Source organism: Oerskovia sp. Root918 (assembly GCF_001428945.1).
Taxonomy (GTDB): Bacteria; Actinomycetota; Actinomycetes; order Actinomycetales; family Cellulomonadaceae; genus Oerskovia; species Oerskovia enterophila.
The window spans coordinates 458,742-475,840 of the sequence record NZ_LMJG01000013.1 but is presented as its reverse complement, the minus strand read 5'-3'; the positions used below and the strand labels follow the sequence as shown (position 1 = coordinate 475,840).

The 17,099-nt window shown below is 72.4% G+C and carries 19 protein-coding genes and 1 other RNA gene; 8 read left to right on the top strand and 12 right to left on the bottom strand.

Going from position 1 to position 17,099, the window contains the following annotated elements; all coding sequences use genetic code 11:
* Positions 1-19: 19 nt before the first annotated feature.
* Complete coding sequence (locus ASE27_RS13385) at positions 20-925, bottom strand: N-acetylmuramoyl-L-alanine amidase (protein WP_056651107.1); 906 nt, start codon at positions 923-925, stop codon at positions 20-22.
* Positions 922-1,143, bottom strand: coding sequence for a hypothetical protein (locus ASE27_RS13380; RefSeq protein ID WP_056651104.1), 222 nt, complete (start codon positions 1,141-1,143; stop codon positions 922-924). The genes ASE27_RS13385 and ASE27_RS13380 overlap by 4 nt, the downstream gene beginning before the upstream one ends.
* 76 nt (positions 1,144-1,219) lie before the next feature.
* Between ASE27_RS13380 and map the strand changes: the two genes are divergently transcribed.
* Together map and ppgK are read left to right on the top strand one after the other, a co-directional pair.
* Positions 1,220-2,101 carry a type I methionyl aminopeptidase gene (gene map / locus ASE27_RS13375; protein WP_056651102.1) on the top strand — a complete coding sequence of 294 codons (882 nt, stop codon included), beginning with the start codon at positions 1,220-1,222 and terminating at the stop codon, positions 2,099-2,101.
* Complete coding sequence (ppgK, locus tag ASE27_RS13370; RefSeq protein ID WP_056651100.1) at positions 2,098-2,877, top strand: polyphosphate--glucose phosphotransferase; 780 nt, start codon at positions 2,098-2,100, stop codon at positions 2,875-2,877. The genes map and ppgK overlap by 4 nt, the downstream gene beginning before the upstream one ends.
* A 145-nt stretch (positions 2,878-3,022) precedes the next feature.
* Here ppgK and ASE27_RS13365 read toward each other — a convergent pair whose 3' ends face one another.
* Positions 3,023-3,397 (bottom strand): STAS domain-containing protein, encoded by a 375-nt coding sequence (locus tag ASE27_RS13365; RefSeq protein WP_056651097.1) that lies wholly within the window; start codon positions 3,395-3,397, stop codon positions 3,023-3,025.
* A gap of 272 nt (positions 3,398-3,669) precedes the next feature.
* On the opposite strand from ASE27_RS13365, the gene ASE27_RS13360 reads away from it, so the two are divergent.
* Positions 3,670-3,939 carry a Rho termination factor N-terminal domain-containing protein gene (locus tag ASE27_RS13360; RefSeq protein ID WP_056651094.1) on the top strand — a complete coding sequence of 90 codons (270 nt, stop codon included), beginning with the start codon at positions 3,670-3,672 and terminating at the stop codon, positions 3,937-3,939.
* Positions 3,940-4,054: 115 nt separating this feature from the next.
* The gene (locus tag ASE27_RS13355) at positions 4,055-4,540 is read left to right on the top strand and encodes a DUF6328 family protein (protein ID WP_056651473.1); all 486 of its coding nucleotides are present in this window, start codon (positions 4,055-4,057) and stop codon (positions 4,538-4,540) included.
* A gap of 18 nt (positions 4,541-4,558) precedes the next feature.
* Here the strand turns inward: ASE27_RS13355 and ASE27_RS13350 are convergent, their stop codons facing one another.
* From ASE27_RS13350 to ASE27_RS13345, 3 genes are all read right to left on the bottom strand, one after another.
* Positions 4,559-5,023 carry a DUF1579 family protein gene (locus tag ASE27_RS13350; RefSeq protein WP_056651091.1) on the bottom strand — a complete coding sequence of 155 codons (465 nt, stop codon included), beginning with the start codon at positions 5,021-5,023 and terminating at the stop codon, positions 4,559-4,561.
* A 66-nt stretch (positions 5,024-5,089) separates the two neighbouring features.
* Positions 5,090-5,475, bottom strand: an RNA gene (rnpB, locus tag ASE27_RS13740) — RNase P RNA component class A.
* Positions 5,476-5,489: 14 nt separating this feature from the next.
* Positions 5,490-5,876: a tautomerase family protein gene (locus ASE27_RS13345; protein WP_056651087.1), complete on the bottom strand. Its 387-nt coding sequence runs from the start codon at positions 5,874-5,876 to the stop codon at positions 5,490-5,492.
* Positions 5,877-5,976: 100 nt separating this feature from the next.
* On the opposite strand from ASE27_RS13345, the gene ASE27_RS13340 reads away from it, so the two are divergent.
* Entirely contained in the window at positions 5,977-6,750 is a 774-nt protein-coding gene (locus tag ASE27_RS13340) for a YaaA family protein (protein ID WP_056651083.1), read from the top strand.
* Between the two features lie 264 nt (positions 6,751-7,014).
* Here the strand turns inward: ASE27_RS13340 and ASE27_RS13335 are convergent, their stop codons facing one another.
* The 5 genes from ASE27_RS13335 to ASE27_RS13315 all read right to left on the bottom strand — a co-directional run bounded on the left by ASE27_RS13335 (position 7,015) and on the right by ASE27_RS13315 (position 12,286).
* Positions 7,015-8,256, bottom strand: coding sequence for a bifunctional RNase H/acid phosphatase (locus ASE27_RS13335; protein ID WP_056651081.1), 1,242 nt, complete (start codon positions 8,254-8,256; stop codon positions 7,015-7,017).
* 220 nt (positions 8,257-8,476) lie between these two features.
* A complete protein-coding gene (locus ASE27_RS13330; protein ID WP_157257614.1) occupies positions 8,477-9,154 on the bottom strand; it encodes a hypothetical protein in 678 nt (225 codons plus the stop codon).
* Between the two features lie 194 nt (positions 9,155-9,348).
* Positions 9,349-9,930, bottom strand: a complete 582-nt coding sequence (locus ASE27_RS13325; protein WP_056651075.1) for a DUF6318 family protein — start codon at positions 9,928-9,930, stop codon at positions 9,349-9,351.
* Between the two features lie 701 nt (positions 9,931-10,631).
* Positions 10,632-11,366 (bottom strand): zinc ribbon domain-containing protein, encoded by a 735-nt coding sequence (locus tag ASE27_RS13320; protein ID WP_056651074.1) that lies wholly within the window; start codon positions 11,364-11,366, stop codon positions 10,632-10,634.
* A gap of 38 nt (positions 11,367-11,404) precedes the next feature.
* Positions 11,405-12,286 carry a Nif3-like dinuclear metal center hexameric protein gene (locus ASE27_RS13315; RefSeq protein ID WP_056651471.1) on the bottom strand — a complete coding sequence of 294 codons (882 nt, stop codon included), beginning with the start codon at positions 12,284-12,286 and terminating at the stop codon, positions 11,405-11,407.
* 287 nt (positions 12,287-12,573) lie between these two features.
* On the opposite strand from ASE27_RS13315, the gene ASE27_RS13310 reads away from it, so the two are divergent.
* The 3 genes from ASE27_RS13310 to ASE27_RS13300 all read left to right on the top strand — a co-directional run bounded on the left by ASE27_RS13310 (position 12,574) and on the right by ASE27_RS13300 (position 15,281).
* Entirely contained in the window at positions 12,574-13,848 is a 1,275-nt protein-coding gene (locus tag ASE27_RS13310) for a ScyD/ScyE family protein (RefSeq protein ID WP_056651071.1), read from the top strand.
* A gap of 142 nt (positions 13,849-13,990) precedes the next feature.
* Positions 13,991-14,845, top strand: coding sequence for a helix-turn-helix domain-containing protein (locus tag ASE27_RS13305; protein ID WP_068708740.1), 855 nt, complete (start codon positions 13,991-13,993; stop codon positions 14,843-14,845).
* A gap of 4 nt (positions 14,846-14,849) precedes the next feature.
* On the top strand, positions 14,850-15,281 hold the full coding sequence (locus ASE27_RS13300) for a VOC family protein (protein WP_056651068.1): 432 nt from the start codon (positions 14,850-14,852) through the stop codon (positions 15,279-15,281).
* A gap of 44 nt (positions 15,282-15,325) precedes the next feature.
* Here ASE27_RS13300 and ASE27_RS13295 read toward each other — a convergent pair whose 3' ends face one another.
* Positions 15,326-17,065, bottom strand: coding sequence for a bifunctional 3'-5' exonuclease/DNA polymerase (locus ASE27_RS13295; RefSeq protein WP_235535437.1), 1,740 nt, complete (start codon positions 17,063-17,065; stop codon positions 15,326-15,328).
* Between the last annotated feature and the right edge of the window lie 34 nt (positions 17,066-17,099).

The following is a 17,099-nucleotide window of genomic DNA, read 5'->3' as shown; positions in this document are numbered from 1 at the left end:
GTTGCTCCGGGGAAGGGGGCTACCCCGCCCAGGCGACCACGCCCGCGGCGATCGCGTCGGCGTAGCGCTGGCGTCCCTCCTCGGAGGACGCCAGCGCGGCCTCGTCCGGGTTGCGCATCTCGGCGAGCTCGAGCAGCACCGCGGGGCGCGCGGCGAGGTTGAGCGTCGCGAGATCGCCGCGCCGCGAGATCGCGCCGGCGACGCTGCCCGAAGGCGTGAAGCCCGCGGATCCCAGGGCTCCGACCATGGCCGTCGCGAGACGCTCGCTCGACGCCGCGTCGTCGGCCCGCGGCGGGCCGTCGATCTCGACGACCGGCGGCGGGTCCGCGACGATGACGAAGAACCCCTTCGCCGCGCGGTCGTCGCTGCCGTTGGCGTGGACCGAGACGAGCACGTCCGCCCCCACGTCCTGGGCGAAGCCTCCCCGGACGTCGACGCACGGCCCGACCCCATCGTCGTCCGCGCGGGTCAGGACGACCCGTGCACCGAGGTCCTCGAGCGCCGTGGAGGCCCGCGAGGCGACGTCCCACGTGAACGCGTGCTCGGCGTAGCCCGCGTCGGTCGACGTGCCGACCGTGTTGCACGCCTTGGAGCCCCCGCGACCGTCCGGCACGAGCGCACCGGCCTGGTCCGGGTGCTGGGCGTTCGCGCCGTTGTGCCCCGGGTCGAGCGCGACCGTCAGCCCGGTCAGCGGGAGCGACGCAGGGTCCGGTGGGGACGATTTGCCGGAGCCTGCGACGCCGGGGACGTCGGTCGCGGACGCACCCGAGGTGCGCTCCGTCGTCGGGCTCGGGGAGGGCGCCGGGCGCTCGTCGCCCGCGCCGCTGCCGAATGCGAGCCAGGACACCCATCCCACCGCGAGGCCCGCGAGCAGCACCGCGAGCGCCACGGTCCAGCGGCCGGCCCGACCGGCCGGATCCGTCACTTGTCGCGCTCGCGCTCCCGTTCCTCCTCGTCCCAGGCCTCGGAGCGGGCACGGGCCAGCTCGAGCGCCTGGGCCGCGGCCTCACGCGTCGGGTACGGGCCCATGCGCGAGGACCACGTCGACTGCGGGCCCTTCGAGACCTCCCCCGTGCGCGTGTCGAAGTAGTACTGGTCCTCGGAGACCGGGTCGCCGTCGTCGGAGAATCGTTCCTTCGTCATAGGACGATCCTGCCTCACCCGCGCGCACGGTGTCGGCCGTACGCACCGGGCCGCGGGCACTCCGTAGACTGGCGGCATGCCCGATTCCTCCGTCCTGACCGCCCCACGCGGACCGTTGGTCCCGGGGTCGGTCTCTCCCCTGCGCGTCGTGCCACGCTCGATCGCACGGCCCGAGTACGTGGGGCAGCCCGGCCCGCAGCCCTTCACGGGCGACGACGTCGTGGACCCCGAGACCCTCGACCGGATCCGGGTCGCGAGCCGCATCGCGGCCCAGGCCCTCGCCGAGGTCGGGATGCACGTCGCCCCCGGAGTGAGCACCGACGAGCTCGACCGGATCGGGCACGAGTTCCTCCTGGACCACGGCGCCTACCCGTCGACGCTCGGCTACCGCGGCTTCCCCAAGTCGCTGTGCACCTCGCTCAACGAGGTCGTGTGCCACGGGATCCCGGACTCGACCGAGATGGTCGAGGGCGACATCGTCAACGTCGACATCACCGCGTTCATCGGCGGCGTGCACGGCGACAACAACGCCACGTTCGCGGTCGGTGAGATCAGCGAGGAGGCCGCGCTGCTCGTGCAGCGCACGCGCGAGTCGCTCGACCGGGCCATCAAGGCCGTGCGACCCGGGCGCGAGGTCAACGTCCTGGGCCGCGTCATCGAGAAGTACGCGCACCGGTTCGGCTACGGCGTGGTGCGCGAGTACACGGGCCACGGCGTCGGCGAGTCGTTCCACTCGGGGCTCGTGATCCCCCACTACGACGCGGCCCCCGACCACGACACCGTCATGGAACCGGGCATGGTCTTCACGATCGAGCCCATGCTGACGCTCGGCGGCCCCGAGTGGCGCATGTGGGACGACGGGTGGACCGTAGTCACCGCGGACAGGTCGCTGACCGCGCAGTTCGAGCACACCCTGGTCGTCACCGAAGACGGAGCGGAGATCCTGACCCTGCCATGAGCAAGCACTCACACCACCACCACGGGCTGGCCTTCGGGATCGACGTCGGCGGCAGCGGCATCAAGGGCGCACCGGTCGACCTCGCCACGGGCGAGTTCGCCCAGGAGCGTCACCGCATCCCGACGCCGCAGCCCTCCACGCCCGAGGCCGTCGCCAAGGTCATCGCCGAGCTCGTCGACGAGTACGACCTGCCGCACGACGTCCCGATCGGCGTGGCCTTCCCCGGCCCCATCCACCACGGCGTGATCGGGTTCATCGCGAACCTCGACAAGTCCTGGAAGGGCGTCGACCTGCCCGCGCTGATCAAGAAGGAGACCGGGCGGCACGTCGTCGCGGTCAACGACGCGGACGCCGCGGGGATCGGCGAGGTCCGCTACGGCGCGGCCAAGGACACCAAGGGCGTGGTCCTGCTCGCGACCCTGGGCACGGGCATCGGCAGCGCCCTGGTCGTCGACGGGATCCTCGTGCCCAACACCGAGCTGGGCCACCTCGAGATCGACGGGTTCGACGCCGAGTCACGGGCCGCGGAGTCGGCGCGCGGCCGGGAGGACCTCTCGTGGGAGGAGTGGGCCGCTCGGCTCCAGCGCTACTTCGAGGTCGTCGAGATGCTCTTCTCGCCCGACCTGATCGTGGTCGGCGGCGGGATCTCCAAGCACCACGAGAACTTCCTGCCGCTGCTGCACCTCAAGGCGCCCATCATCCCGGCCGAGCTGCGCAACGCCGCGGGCATCGTGGGCGCGGCCGCGCTGGCAGCCGAGGGAGCCGGGCTGGCCTGATCGGCGGTCGGCCTGACGGCAGGCCGACCCGGCCGACTGTCCGGCCGCGCTCGGACGGGTGCGCCCGGCGCTTGGTCGGGTCCGTCGCCGCCGGGCGTGGTCCGTCCCGCTCCGCCGGGCGTGGTCCGGCCCGCCGCGAGGCGGGTCAGACCGCGCTCTGGTGCTGTGGTTCGTCGTGCTCGACGTGGTGCGTCGGCAGCCCCGGGAAGATGTCGATCACGCCCAGCATCTCCAGGACGTCCGTGACGACCGTCGGAGGGTTGCGCAGGCTGACCTGCAGGCCCTCCTCGCTGCCGATCGTGTAGAACTGCACGAGGAACGCGATGCCCGTGGAGTCCATGAACGTCACCTTCGAGGTGTCGATCACGACAGGCACGTCCCGGTCCAGTGCGTTCGCCAGTGCGGCACTCGCCTCGCTGCGCAGCGCCACGTCGATCTCGCCCCACATGTCCACGACACTCGAATCCGGCTGCTCGAGGAGAGTGATACCGCCGGTGGTCGTCGTCTTGCTCGGAGTCATGAGTCCAGAGCCCCCGCTCGTCGTGTTCTCGGCACCCGACGTCTAGAGCGCCGTCAACAGAGCCAGGGTACCCCCAAGTGGCACCGGCATGACAGCATTCTGGGGAGCGCTTTACCTGGGATGCCATCGGCGTGCGTTTTTGGGCGAATCCTCCTCCTGGTCGTCTTCGCCGCTCTTGACCTGCTCTGGCCCGGTGCCACGTGCCGAGCAAGTGCTGCGGGGTCGTCGTACGGTCGAGAGACCTGTTCATCGAGACCTCGAGAGGTGATCCTGTGCCCAGGCGAGACCCCGGTCCTTCGGTCAAGGACAAGGAGCTGTACGAGACCCTGCGCGACGAGGGGAACTCCAAGGAGAAGTCCGCGCGTATCGCCAACGCCGCGGCGGCATCGTCCCGCAGCACGGTCGGGAAGAAGGGTGGGTCGTCGCCCGCCTACGAGGAGTGGACCGTGACCGAGCTGCGCAAGAGAGCTCGCGAGATCGGGATCGAGGGCCGCTCGACCATGCGCAAGAGCGAGCTCGTGTCGGCTCTCCGGAACCACTGACGAGGCCGCCGTGGACACGGGCGGTGGGGGTGGCCGGGAGCCCGTGGGCGATCGGGCCGGCGGCTCGGGGGCCGGCGGCTCGGGGCCCCGGCACTCGCAGTCGTCGGGGGACGACGTGGCTGGCGCTGCCGACTCGCGCCACGAGTCGGCCGAGGAGCGCGCCGACCGCAACTGGGCCGAGCTCCTGCAGGAGCTGCGCGTCACGCAGATGGGCGTGCAGATCCTCACGGGCTTCCTGCTGACCCTGCCGTTCCAGCAGCGGTTCGGCGAGCTCGACGACACCCAGCGCACCATCTACCTGTGTCTCGTGGTGCTCTCGGTGCTCGCGACCGGACTGCTCGTCGCGCCCGTGTCGTTGCACCGCCTGCTGTTCCGCAAGCACCTCAAGGCCCGGCTCGTGACGTCGGCCGACCGCCTGGCGCGCGTCGGGCTCGTGGTGCTCGCGCTCGTCGTGGCCGGGACCGTGCTTCTCATCTTCGACGTGGTCGTGGGGCCCGCCGCCGCGGTGATCGCGGCCGTGGGAGCGCTCGTGCTGTTCGCGCTGCTCTGGGTAGCGCTGCCGCTCGAGCTCATGCGGCGAGCGGGGTCAGCCGACGGGTGACGGGTGACCGGTGACGGCTCAGACGCGGTGGTCGTAGACCGCCTCGACCGCCTCGTAGGGCGCCTCGCCGGGTACCAGGTTGAGCATGGTCATGCGCCCGCCACCGCCCTCGACCGGAGCGACGAAGATCTGCCACCAGCCCCAGTCCGGCCCTTCCGGTGCGGCATAGCTCCCGGTCAGCCGGACGACGCTGTCCTCACCGACCGACCCGGCGAACAACATCCAGGCGGGCGACGAGTGCCACGAGTCGACCCAGACAGCGGAGACCCCCTCCTGACCCGAGCCGCCGCTCAGGAGGAGAAGTCCCTCCTGGGGCGCGTCGCCGTCGGACCACGTGTAGGCGAGCGAGACGAACTCGCGGGCCGTGACCGTCACCGACGCCGTGGCGTCCGACGCCACGAACTCGTCCGTGGGCAGGAGCCGTTGACGGTGGACGCCCTGCCACTGCCCCAGCACCGGGGCCAAGCACTCGACGATCCTCATCCAGCCAGCGTACGCAGGGCGAGGTACGGGCGACAGAGGAGGCGGGGTCGCCGGGACGGGTGAGGGCGGATGAGTCGGTCGGTACGCCGGGTTCTGTCCCCGCGCGCGGTTGCCCCCGCACGGGTGACGGCCATCCATCTACGACGTACGTTGCCGCACGCCTCCAGCGGTCTACCCGGAAGCTCGGGCGAGCAGCCCTCGAACGCTTCCTGTCTGACCTTGCTCCAGGTGGGGTTTACCTAGCCGGACCAGTCACCTGGCCCGCTGGTGGTCTCTTACACCACCGTTTCACCCTTACCGCCCACGGCCGAGGCCGTGGGAGGCGGTCTGTTCTCTGTGGCACTGTCCCGCGGGTCACCCCGGGTGGGCGTTACCCACCACCTTGCCCTGTGGAGCCCGGACGTTCCTCGGCGGTGCCACGAGGGCACCGACGCGGCCGTCTGACCGACTCATCCGCTCCCGCAGCCTACACGTCCACGCGGTAGCCCAGCGCGAGCTCGTCGCCGCTCCTGCCGCGGATCCCCCAGCTCTCGGGCGGGCTCTCGAGGATGACGACCTCGAGGTCGTCCGCCGCCAGCCCCAGGAAGGGCGCGACGTCGTCGAACATCGCGGCGATGAGCGCCCGCTTGGCCTCGCGCGAGCGGCCCGTGAAGCACACGACCTCGATGACGAGGTAGGCGTCGCTGCGCTGCGGCGCGATCAGGTCGCCGTCCTCCATGAGGAGGAAGCGGTGGAAGCGCTTCTCCTCGGGCAGCCCCCAGGCGCCGACGACCGCGCGGTGGATCGCGTCGGAGATGTCCTCGCGCTTCATCTCCCAGACCGTGCGGGTGCCGTAGACCTTGACCTGAACCATGCGGCACAACCTAGTGCCGGGGCGAGCGGTCCGCCACGGGTGACCATCGCCACGCCCCGCCGCGGTCCGTGGCCGTCCGCGACCGCCCTAGAGTGGCGGTGTGCTTCTGCTCCTGCCGCCCTCCGAGGGAAAGTCCGTGCCCGACGACGGAGCTCCCGTCGATCTCTCGGCCCTCAGCTCGCCGTCGCTCACCCGGCACCGCAAGGCCGTGCTCCGCGCGCTCGTCGCCGCGAGCAGGCGTCGCGACGCGCTCGACGTGCTGGGCGTGAGCAGCGGGCTGGCCGACGAGGTCGCGCGCAACGTGTCGCTGCCCACCGCGCCCGCGGCTCCGGCCGCACAGGTGTACAGCGGCGTCCTGTACGCAGCGGCCGGGCTGGCCGACCTGCCGCCTGCCGCGGCTGCCCGGGCCGAGGAGTCGGTACGGATCGTCTCGGCACTGTGGGGCGCGGTCTCCCCCGCCGACCGCATCCCCGCCTACCGGTTGTCGATGGGGACCAGGCTTCCGCCCCTCGGCGCGCTGGCTCCGACCTGGCGCCCGCACCTCGCCGGGGCGCTCGACGCGCGGGCTGCGGGAGACGTCGTGATCGACTGCCGGTCGGCGCCGTACGCGGCTGCGTGGAAGGTGCCCGCGGACGCCGAGCACGTCGCCGTCCGGGTGCTGCGCGAGCTCGACGGCCGGCGCAGCGTCGTCTCGCACAACGCCAAGCACACGCGCGGCGTCCTCACGGGGCACCTGCTGACCCGTGCCGAGCCCGTGCACTCGGGCGAGGAGCTGCTCAAGGCCGCGTACGAGCTGGTCGGGACGGAGCTGCTCGACGCGACCATGCTTCCTGGGGCGCGCGGCGCCTCGACGCTGGAGCTCGTGGTCTCCTGAGCCGTTCTGCGGCGCGAGCTGCCCTGCGGCACGCGAACGGTCGCCGACGCGGGGTCGACGTGTGGTCGACGTGGATCGGCGGACACGAACCATCTGGTCGCCGCTTCCCTCACCGACTGTTTGCCGAGTCCGGGTGTTCGAGGCGTGCGGGTGCCGAGAACGAGGTTCCGCGCGGTCGAGCACGAGGTTGAGAACGCTGAGGACCTCAGAACGACCGCAACCTCGTGCTCGGCACCGTGCGGGGGCGGGGCGCTGCGGGACGGTCTAGGGCTCGCTCGGGCACCCGACCACGGTCAGCTCGGTCGCGCCGTCGGCCCACAGCCGCAGGATGCTGACCGATCCCGGCGGCACCCGGAAGCCGGCCCACCGCGAGGGCGGCGCCTCGATCGCGCGGCCGACCGCGGCACGCACCTGCACCGCATGCCCCACCACGACCACGGTCCGGCCCGTGCCGCGAGCCAGCAGGTCCTGCAGCCCGGCCCAGACCCGGTCGCCGACGTCCGCCATGGACTCCCCACCCGGCGCGACCTCGGTGCCCGACGTGAGCCACCTCTCCGGATGCCCGTCCCACCGCTCGGCGATCTGCGGGGCGGTCAGTCCCTCCCACTCACCGAAGTGGACCTCGGCGAAACGGTCGTCGGTCCCGACGTGCAACCCGAGACGGCGCCCGACGGCCCGCGCGGTCTCCTGCGCACGCACCATGGGCGAGGCGACGATCGCTGTCGGTCGGGGCAGGTCGGTCCAGCGGTCGCGACCGATGCGGTAGACCAGGTCGGCCGCCTGCGCGGCCTGCACCCGTCCCCGCGCGGTCAGCGACGGGCCCGGGACCGAGGAGCCCGAGTAGGCGCCGGCGACCGTGAGCGGGGTCTGACCGTGGCGGACCAGGACGACGGTGAGCGGCTCGGCGCCGTCGAACCGTGCGCGGGCCCCGGAAGGGCGTGACGGCGTGTCGAACGCCGCGGCGTCGTCGGTGGCCGGACGGGCAGAGCTGTCGACCGCACCCGAGGTCTCTTCGGCGCGTCGTCCCTGGTCCTCGCCCCTGCTCTGGTCGTCGTGCGCTTCGCCGACGGCGGGGTCCGGGTAGTCGCGCGCGATCTGGCCGCCCGTGTCCATGGCCTCGTTGGCAAGCTTGTCGGCTGCGGAGTTGTCGGCGCGCGGCACCCACTCGTACGAGACCTGGGACGGCGGGAGGACGAGCGCGGCCTCGGCAGCGAGGCGTCGCATGTCGTCGTGCTTGATCTTCCAGCGGCCCGACATCTGCTCGACGACGAGCTTGGAGTCCATCCGCACGAGCACGCGGGCATCGGGGTCGATGCCCCGCGCTGCCTCGAGACCCGCGACGAGTCCCGAGTACTCGGCGACGTTGTTCGAGACGACGCCGAGGTAGCGCGCTCGCTCGGCCAGCACTGTTCCCGTCGTGGCGTCCCGGACGAGCGCGCCATAGCCCGCCGGACCGGGGTTCCCGCGCGACCCGCCGTCCGCCTCGACGATCAACGACCTACCCATGCTGTTCCTCCACGTCCGTCTCGCCTCGTCCATCCGGCGCCTGCTTGCTCGGCCGCCTCTGCGTGCTCGGGTGCCTCTGTCGGCGATGGCCCGGGCTTCACGCGCCCGGAGCCGTAGCCCGACCGTGTACCCATGCCAAGGTGCGCCGCCCGGCCACCTCAGTGTTCCTGGTGCTGGTCGTGGCGTCGAACAGGGGCGATGCGGGCGTGTCTCGTCGAGGTCAGTCGAGGGGGTCGGTGACCAGGCGCGAGCGTGCCTCGTAGATGGTCAGGGGTGGGGCGGTGGCGGTCGTGTGCGCGGTACCCGTGATGGGGGTCCAGCTCGAGGTACCGGTGATCTGGAAGCGTCCTTCCCAGGTGGTGCCGAGGGTGATGGTGGCGGTGCCCTCGTCCGTGTAGGTGTGGAAGACGCTCTGGTGGGGATAGGGGGCGCCGGGGTCGGTGGTCTGGGTCGGGGTGGTGCCGTCGTCGTAGTCCCAGGTGTACGTCGCGGGCGTGGCCTGGATCGTGACCGGGATGCCGAGCAGGGTCGTGGCGAAGGTCTGCGGGGTTGGGGTGGTGTAGGTGATGGTCTCGATGTTGACCAGCGTCCAGCCGTCCGGCGGCTGGACCGTGACGGGCGACGGGGCGATCGTCAGGCGTTGGAACTCGACCTCGGCCAACGGTGCGAGGTCGACCGCGGTCAGGCAGTCGCCGTCGTTGAGCAGGGTCCAGCCGGTCAGACCACTGATGGTTCCGTCCGGGTTGTTGGTCCAGGTCTGCACGAAGACGGGTTCCAGGGCGATCTCACCCTCGGGACACGAGACCTGGAACTCTCCCTCGACCTCACCGTCGGCACAGGACCCGATCTGCCCCTTGGTCGTGGTGAAGTCCGCGCTGTGGCACAAAGCGGCGGGCATCCGCCGGTACTCGGAGGACGCAGGGGTTCCGTCGGAGTTCTTCGGACGATGGGCGGAGCCGTCTGCGGAGACGTCGGTGGCGACGACATCGACAGCATTACCCTCGGCGTTCCCGAAGATGTCTTTGCCAGCCGGTAGTGCCGTCCCAAAGGCGAGCGAAGTTACCCCGATCATCAATGCTAATGCCGCTGTCTTCATGATGTTGGCATGTTGGTCGAGACCTCCAGCAAGAGCCATGCAACACCGTCGTTCATGACCTCGACACGAAGTGGACCCGATGCTGATTCGCTGCTCTCGACCACAGTTCCACCTTCGTCAGCAATGACGGATGCATCTTGGCTGAGCACGACATCAACTGGGAATGCTCCTAGCAGAGTGTCGAGGGGATAGGTCTTCGTCACGTCGACTTCGACATCCCCACCGCTGTACGTCGTCCTGGCCGCTTGCTGGGACGCCACGTCCGCAGAGACCTTGACACAGAACTCACAAAGGTCAACGAGGGAGATCCGCTCCCACTCCTCGAGGTCCCCCGTCGCCATCACGTACGGGTAGAGCTCCAGGAAGTAGGTCGCCGCAGCCGCCGCCCCCACCTCGTCGGTCCGGTCCATGTCTGCCGGTCGCTCGGGCTTGACCGGACCTGTCGGAACAGGCGTGGGCGTGGACGTGGGGCTCGGAGCCTCGCTCACGACCGACGGTGTCTTCTCCACCTCCGGCGCAGGCGTCGAGCAGCCGCCCAGGACCACACCGATCCCGACCACCAGCGCGATCGCGCCCACCGACCACGACCGGCCCCAGTCGCCGCGCTCGTGTCGACGCCCAGCGCCCGACACGCCTCTGCGCGCATGCGCGGCAGCCCTGTGCAACCCCTGCGAACCCATCCCTGCCCCCTCGGTAGGTACCGGCACAGGGCCACACCGCCCCCTACCTCCCCAGGAACCTAACGGGTCAAACCGCCGCACCACCACCCCCCGTCCCAGGCTGTGGACAACCGGCCTCCACCGACCTCGGGCAGCACCGGACCCGACGACCGGCTGCCACCGCGGGCCGGCCGCCACTGCCCCAGGCCACCGCCCGCGCATCCCGCACGACACCCACCACCGCGACCATGCGGTTGACGTCCCACGAGCATGCGGTTGCCGTCGCTCTCAGCCCGAATCACGACGCCAACCGCATGTTCGGCACCACGAGCGACGTCAACCCACCGAACACGACGTTGCGCGCATGCGAGCACGAGGTTGCGGTCGTGGAATCCGTCAGAACGACCGCAACCTCGTGCTCGGCACCGGAACCCCCCGGACACAGCACGACCCCGCCCCACGAGGGACGGGGTCGTGTCGACCGTTGCGACCGCAAGACCGGCCAGCAGGTCCGGTCAGCAGAACCAGCAGCACCGGCAGGTCCCATGAGCAGAACCAGCAGCACCGGCAGGTCCCGTCAGCTCCAGCTAGCGGACAGTCCCAGCAGTATCAGCAGCCCCTCAGGCGTCGAGACGCACCAGGATGCGCGAGCACTCCTCGCAGCGCGCGACCTGGTCGGGGCTCTTGGCCTTGATGATCTCGACGTCGGACGGGTTGAGCTCGAGGCGGCACCCCTCGCAGCGGCGACCGCTGAGCACGGCAGCCCCCAGGCCACCGAGCTGTGCGCGGAGCCGGTCGTAGAGCGTGACGAGCCCGGTGTCGAGCCCCTCGACGGCCTGGGCGCGCGCGGCGGTCACGGTCGCGACCTCGGCGTCGATCTGCGCGAGCTCGGCGTCGCGCTCGACCACGACGGCGGCCTTCGCGGCGAGCAGCTCGTCGTTCGCGGCGTCGAGCTTGGCGAGCGCGTCCTCGTGCGCCTCGAGGCGCTCCATGACACCGAGCTCAACCTCCTCGAGGACCTCCTGGCGGCGGGCGAGCGAGGCGAGCTCCCCCACGAGCGCCTGGGCGTCCTTGGCGCCGACCTGGCCCGAGTCGAGGCGGGTCTGGTCGCGGGCGGCACGCGTGCGGACCTGCTCCACGTCACCCTCTGCCTTGGTGAGCTCGCGCTTGAGGTCGCTCACGGCCGTGCGGGAGGCGACGAGCGAGGTGCTCAGGTCGGAGATCTGTGCGTCGAGCTCCGCGATGCGGGCGATCGAGGGCAGCGAGGTGCGCTTGTGCGCGAGCTGCTGCAGGCGGGTGTCGAGCGCCTGGACCTCCAGCAGTCGTCGCTGGTCCTCGGGGGGTGCAGTGGTCACAGGGTGCGTTCCTTTCGATGCAGTTGTGGGGCGCCGTCTCAGGCGCGGGGCGCGGAGCCGATCCGGGCGGTCCAGGGGTCGGTCCGTCGGACGCTCACGCGGGTCTCCACCGTACCCGCATCTGCAAGCCGTTCCGTCAGGTCGGCGGCGGCGTAGCGCAGCCAGGGCCACTCGCTCGCGAAGTGCGCGACGTCCACCAGGAACGGACCGCCCGCCGCGCCGCCCTCGAACTCGGCGCGCTCGCGCAGCTCGGACGCCGGGTGGTGGCGCAGGTCCGCGGTGACGTACACGTCGGCCCCCGCGCTGCGGACGGCGTCGAACAGCGAGTCGCCCGAGCCCCCGACGACAGCCACGGTGCTCACGGTCGCGTCCAGGTCGCCTGCGACGCGCACGCCCTGCTCGGTCGCGGGCAGCGCGGTGGCGACGCGCTGTGCGAAGGCGCGCAACGTCGTCGGCTCCTCGAGGCGTCCCACGCGACCGATGCCGGTCTCGACGGGGTACGCGCCGCCGTCGGGCGCAGAGGGCGCCGGGACGAGCGGCGACCGGTCCACCAGACCGATCGCGTCCGCGAGCGCGTCCGCGACCCCGCGCGGCGCGGCGTCGGCGTTGGTGTGGGCGACGTACAGCCCGACCCCGGCCCGCACCAGCCGGTGCACGAGCGAGCCCTTGAACGTGGTCGCCGCGATCGAGTGCACGGGCCGCAGGAAGAGCGGGTGATGGGTCACGATCAGGTCCGCGCCCCACTCGATCGCCTCGTCGGCGACCGTCGCGACGGGGTCCACCGCGAAGAGGATCTTGCGGACCTGCTGGGCGGGGTCGCCCGTCACGAGCCCGACGGCGTCCCACCCCTCCGCGGTCGACGGCGGGTAGAGCGCCTCGAGGGTCCGGACGACGTGGGCGAGCGTGGGATGTGCGGTCACGGGCACCAGGCTATCGGCCGCACGCCGTCGGACGGCTGTCACGAATCCTCCTGGGAGCGCTCCCTAGGTGTGTCCGGCAGGGGAGCCGGACCTCGCGACGACGCCCCGGCGTCCACCGGCACCGGACAGACCCGTGCCCACGGTGCGCACCGCACCGCACGTCACCCGCACCTCCCGTACCGGCGAGCGCCGGGTTCACCAAGCCGTCCACGACGACGGTCCTGCCCGCAGCGCCGCCCAGACCACGGGCGCCCGACGTCGACGTCCCGCGCCCGAGGAGAGAACCGATGATCAGGAAGACCAAGAGCATCAGACGGCCGCGCACCACGCGCGGACCGCAGCGGACCGGCACGATCGGGGTCGCGCTCGCCCTCGTCGGGGCGCTCGCGCTGGGCGCGCCCCCCGCCCAGGCGCACGACGACCGGTACGGCCACGGCGGAGGCGGAGGCGGCCTGCCGACCCCCGGCAGCCCGCAGACCCTCGCGACCGGGCTCCTCGGCCCGCTCTCGCTGGGTGTGGGCGACGACGGCTCGTCGTACGCCTCGCAGAACTTCGGCGGCTTCGTCACCGAGGTGAACCGCCGTGGCCAGCAGAACGTCTACGCGGCCGCCGTCCCCGGCTCGGAGATCAGCGCTGTCTCGACCGACGGGCGCCGCGTCCTGTTCACCGAGGGCACCCCCGACGGGTCGAGCGTGCTCCTCCAGGAGCGCGACAAGCGTGGGAAGATCCGCACGGTCGCCGACATCGGCGCGCACGAGCAGGCCACCAACCCCGACGGCGGCGTGATCTACGGCTTCCGCGACCTCGCGCCCGACTGCGCGGCCCAGGTGCCGCCCGAGGTCGGCGGCGCGAGCCACCCCGGCGAGGTCTACTCGCACCCGTACGCCTCCACGACGATCGACGGCACGACCTACGTCGCCGACGCCGGGGCGAACGCCATCTGGTCGGTCGACCGGCGCGGGACGGTCCGCACCGTCGCGGTCCTGCCCGCCCAGCCGCTCGCGGTGACCGCAGAGGTCGCCGCGGCGACCGGGATGCCCGAGTGCACGATCGGCCACACGTACTACAACGAGCCGGTCCCGACCGACGTCGAGCGCGGCCCCGACGGACGCCTGTTCGTCTCGCTCCTGCCCGGCGGGCCCGAGGACCCCTCGCTCGGAGCCCGTGGAGCGGTCTACACCGTGAGCCAGCGCGGGAAGGTCTCCTTCTACGCCGGTGGTCTGCTCACGGCGACCAACCTCGCGGTCTCGCCGCGCGGCGACGTGTACGTGGCCGAGCTCTTCGCGAGCCGCATCTCGGTGATCCGCAAGGGCACCACGACCCCCGTTCCGTTCGCCGAGGTCGTCATGCCCGGCGCGCTCGAGTGGACCTCGTCCGCGCTGTACGTGACCTCGGACGTGCTCGCCGGCCTGCCGACCGGACCCGAGGAGCCCGGCGAACCGGGCGGGGCGAGCATGCTCTCGCCGACCGACTCCGCGAGGCACCGCCCCACGCCCACGCCGACCCCCGAGCCGGTCCCGGGCGGGACGCTCGTCAAGATCCCGCTCAAGGGCGGGCGGTAGCGCGATCCGTCACGACGGGCGCCGGCCGCAGGGATAGTCCTGCGGCCGGCGCCCATCGCCATGTCACCTCCCCCGGGACGGTCAGCCACCGGCCGGGGCACGGACCGCAGCGCCGCCTTCCGGGACGTCCTACGGTGGAGGGATGAGCCAGCACTACGTGCGCTCCTCGCCGACCGGTCCCCTGGCGTCCGCGGTCGGTTCGATGCTGGGCTACGAGATCGCCGACGACGCCCCGTCGGTCCACCGCGGACTGCCCTCCCCCTGGCTGACGCTCGTCATCAGCCTCGACGGTCCGGTCCCGACGGCGACCGGCCCCGGCGCGGACGCACCGCTGCACCGCTTCGAGTCGCTCGTCGGCGGCCTGCACACCACTCCCGCCTACATACATCAGCCTGCGCACCAGGCCGGCGTCCAGCTCGCGCTCGACCCGCTCGCCGCCCGTACGCTGCTCGGGGTGCCCGCCGGAGAGCTCGGCATCGTCACGGACGCCGACGACGTGCTCGGGCGCGCCTCGCGCGCGCTCCGGGAACGGCTCGGCGAGGCCGGCTCGTGGGCCGAGCGGCTGGCCCTCGTGGAGGATGCCCTGCGGCGCGCGGCGGCCTCCCGGCGTCCTGCGCTCGGCCCGGTGCGGGCCGAGATCGCCGAAGCCTGGCAGCTCATGGTGCGTCGGGGCGGGCGGGTCCGGGTGCCCGAGGTCGCCGCGCACGTGTGGCTCAGCACCCGCCAGCTCTCGTCGCTGTTCACGGCAGAGCTCGGCCTGAGCCCGGGAGCCGCCTGCCGCCTGGTCCGCTTCGACGCTGCCCGGGACGCCGTCCGCGCGAGGTCCCTGGCGCCGTCGGGCCCGAACCTCACGGCGATCGCCGTGCGCACCGGCTACGCCGACCACTCCCACCTGGTGCGGGACTTCCACGCGTTCGCGGGTCTGAGCCCCACGGCATGGTTGGTCGAGGAACGCGCAAACATCCAAGCCGGGGGCGGTGCCCCGCGCGCAGGATGAAGGCATGGACACCGACAGAACACCTCAGGCACAGGTCTGGCCCACGCTCCAGGCGCACGACGCGCCCGCGCTGATCGATTTCCTCGTCGACGTCGTGGGCTTCCGGCGCAACACCGTCATGACCGACGAGGACGGGCGGGTCGCGCACGCGCAGCTCGACTGGCCACCCGGCGGGGGGATCATGCTGGGGTCTCACAAGCCCGACGGCGAGTGGTCCCGTCAGCCCGGCACGTTCGGGGGGTACGTGGTCGCCGGGGACTCCGGGAGCGGCGTCGGGGTCGAGGAGATCGAGGACCGGGCGACGCGCGCCGGGGCCACGATCCTCGCCCCGCTCCGTGAGACCGACTACGGCAGCCGTGAGCTGGTCCTCGCCGACCCCGAGGGCAACCTCTGGTCCATCGGGACGTACCGCGGCGAACCGCGCGCCGACCTGTGACCGGTCGTCCGCCAGGTCCTGGGACGTCCGTGAGCGCCCGCCGCCTACTTGGCCTGCGAGTAGTCGTCGACGATCGCGACCGTCAGCGGGAAGTCGACCGGGAAGTCGCCGAAGAGCAGCTTCCCGGCCTCGGTGCCCGCGGCCCGGATCTCGTCCGCGACCTGCTCGGCGAGCTCGGCAGGGGCATGCACGATGATCTCGTCGTGCAGGAAGAAGACCATGTGCGGCTGCTCGGTGAAGGGAGCCGGGGCCCGGCCCGGGGTCCGGGCCTGCGGCATCGCGGCGAGCCGTCCCCGCAGCGAGGCCATCCAGCACAGCGCCCACTCCGCTGCGGTTCCCTGCACGACGAAGTTCCGGGTGAAGCGGCCCCAGGCGCGGGTCTGGCTGCGGGCGCGGGACTGGGCGTCGCTCGACGCGGACTCGTCGTACGCGCTGCCCTGCGTCTCCTCCCAGCCCGACCCCGGCGGGGGCGAGCTCCGCCCCAGGCGCGTGGTCACGATCTCGCCGCGCTCGCCCGCGCGCGCGGCCTGCTCGACGAGCTCCAGGGCCCGGGGGAACGCCTTGGCCAGGCGCGGCAGCATGAGTCCGCTCTCCCCCGTGGTGCCTCCGTACATGGCGCCGAGCATCCCGATCTTGGCCTGCGCGCGCGTCTCCACCGCGCCCGCGTCGACGATGCCCTGGTACATGTCGCCGCCGCGCCCGGCCTCTGCCATGACGAGGTCTCCCGAGAGCCCCGCGAGGACGCGGGGCTCGAGCTGAGCCGCGTCGGCCACGACGAGCTTCCAGCCCGGGTCCGCGACCACGGCCGACCTGACCTGGTGCGGGAGCTGGAGCGCTCCCCCGCCGTTCGCGGCCCAGCGCCCCGTGACGACTCCCCCGACGACGTACTCGGGCCGGAACCTCCCGCCGCGCACCCAGGTGTCGAGCCAGTTCCAGCCGTTGGCCGTGAGCAGGCGGCTGAGCTTCTTGTACTCGAGCAACGGGGCCACGACCGGGTGGTCCACCCGTTCGAGGTCCCACTTGCGGGTCGACTTCACGCCCACCCCGGCGTACTCGAGGGCCTTGAGGAGCTCGGGTCCCGAGTCGGGGTTGAGGGCCGGCGCGTCGAGCGCGGTCCGGACCTGCTCGGCGAGCGCCTCGAGGCGGGCCGGGCGCAGGCCCAGCGGCGGACGTGTCCCCAGGACTCCCGTGAGCATCGCGTCGTGGAGGTCCTCACGCCACGGCAGCCCGGCATGGCTCATCTCGGCGGCGACCAGGGCGCCCGCGGACTCCGCGGCGAGCAGCAGCCGCAGCCGCCCCGCGCCCGACGACGTCGCGACGGCCTCGAGCTGTCTGTGCAGCTCCCCGACCGGGTCGGGTGGGGAGACGGCGCGCCGGTCGCCGAGGTCGAAGAGCGCGTCGGGGCGGTCGAGCCCCGGGACGGGGGCGGTGGGCACGGGGTGCATCTGGTCCCACGCGTCGCGCGGCGCCCGTGCGAGCGGCGTGCCGACCGTGAGCGTCGAGCGGCGCAGGATCGCGCGGGACAGCCGCAGGTCATGCGCGCGCTCGATCCGTCGGCCCGCTGCGAGGGCTGCCGGGTACCAGAGGTTGGTGTCGTCCCAGACCCAGCGGGTCACCGGGGGCGGGGAAGGCTCGCCGCTCCGACCGTTCGGCTCGCGCGCGAGCAGCCCCGGCCAGGGCGCGTGGGTGCGCGGCGGGCCGAGAGGCTCGCCGCGGGCGTCGAGGTCCTGGACGTCGACGAGGCCCGGGTCGGCGGGCGACGTGCGGAGCGGGACAGAGTACACGACGCAGAGTCTGCCGTGCGGGTCTGACACTCTT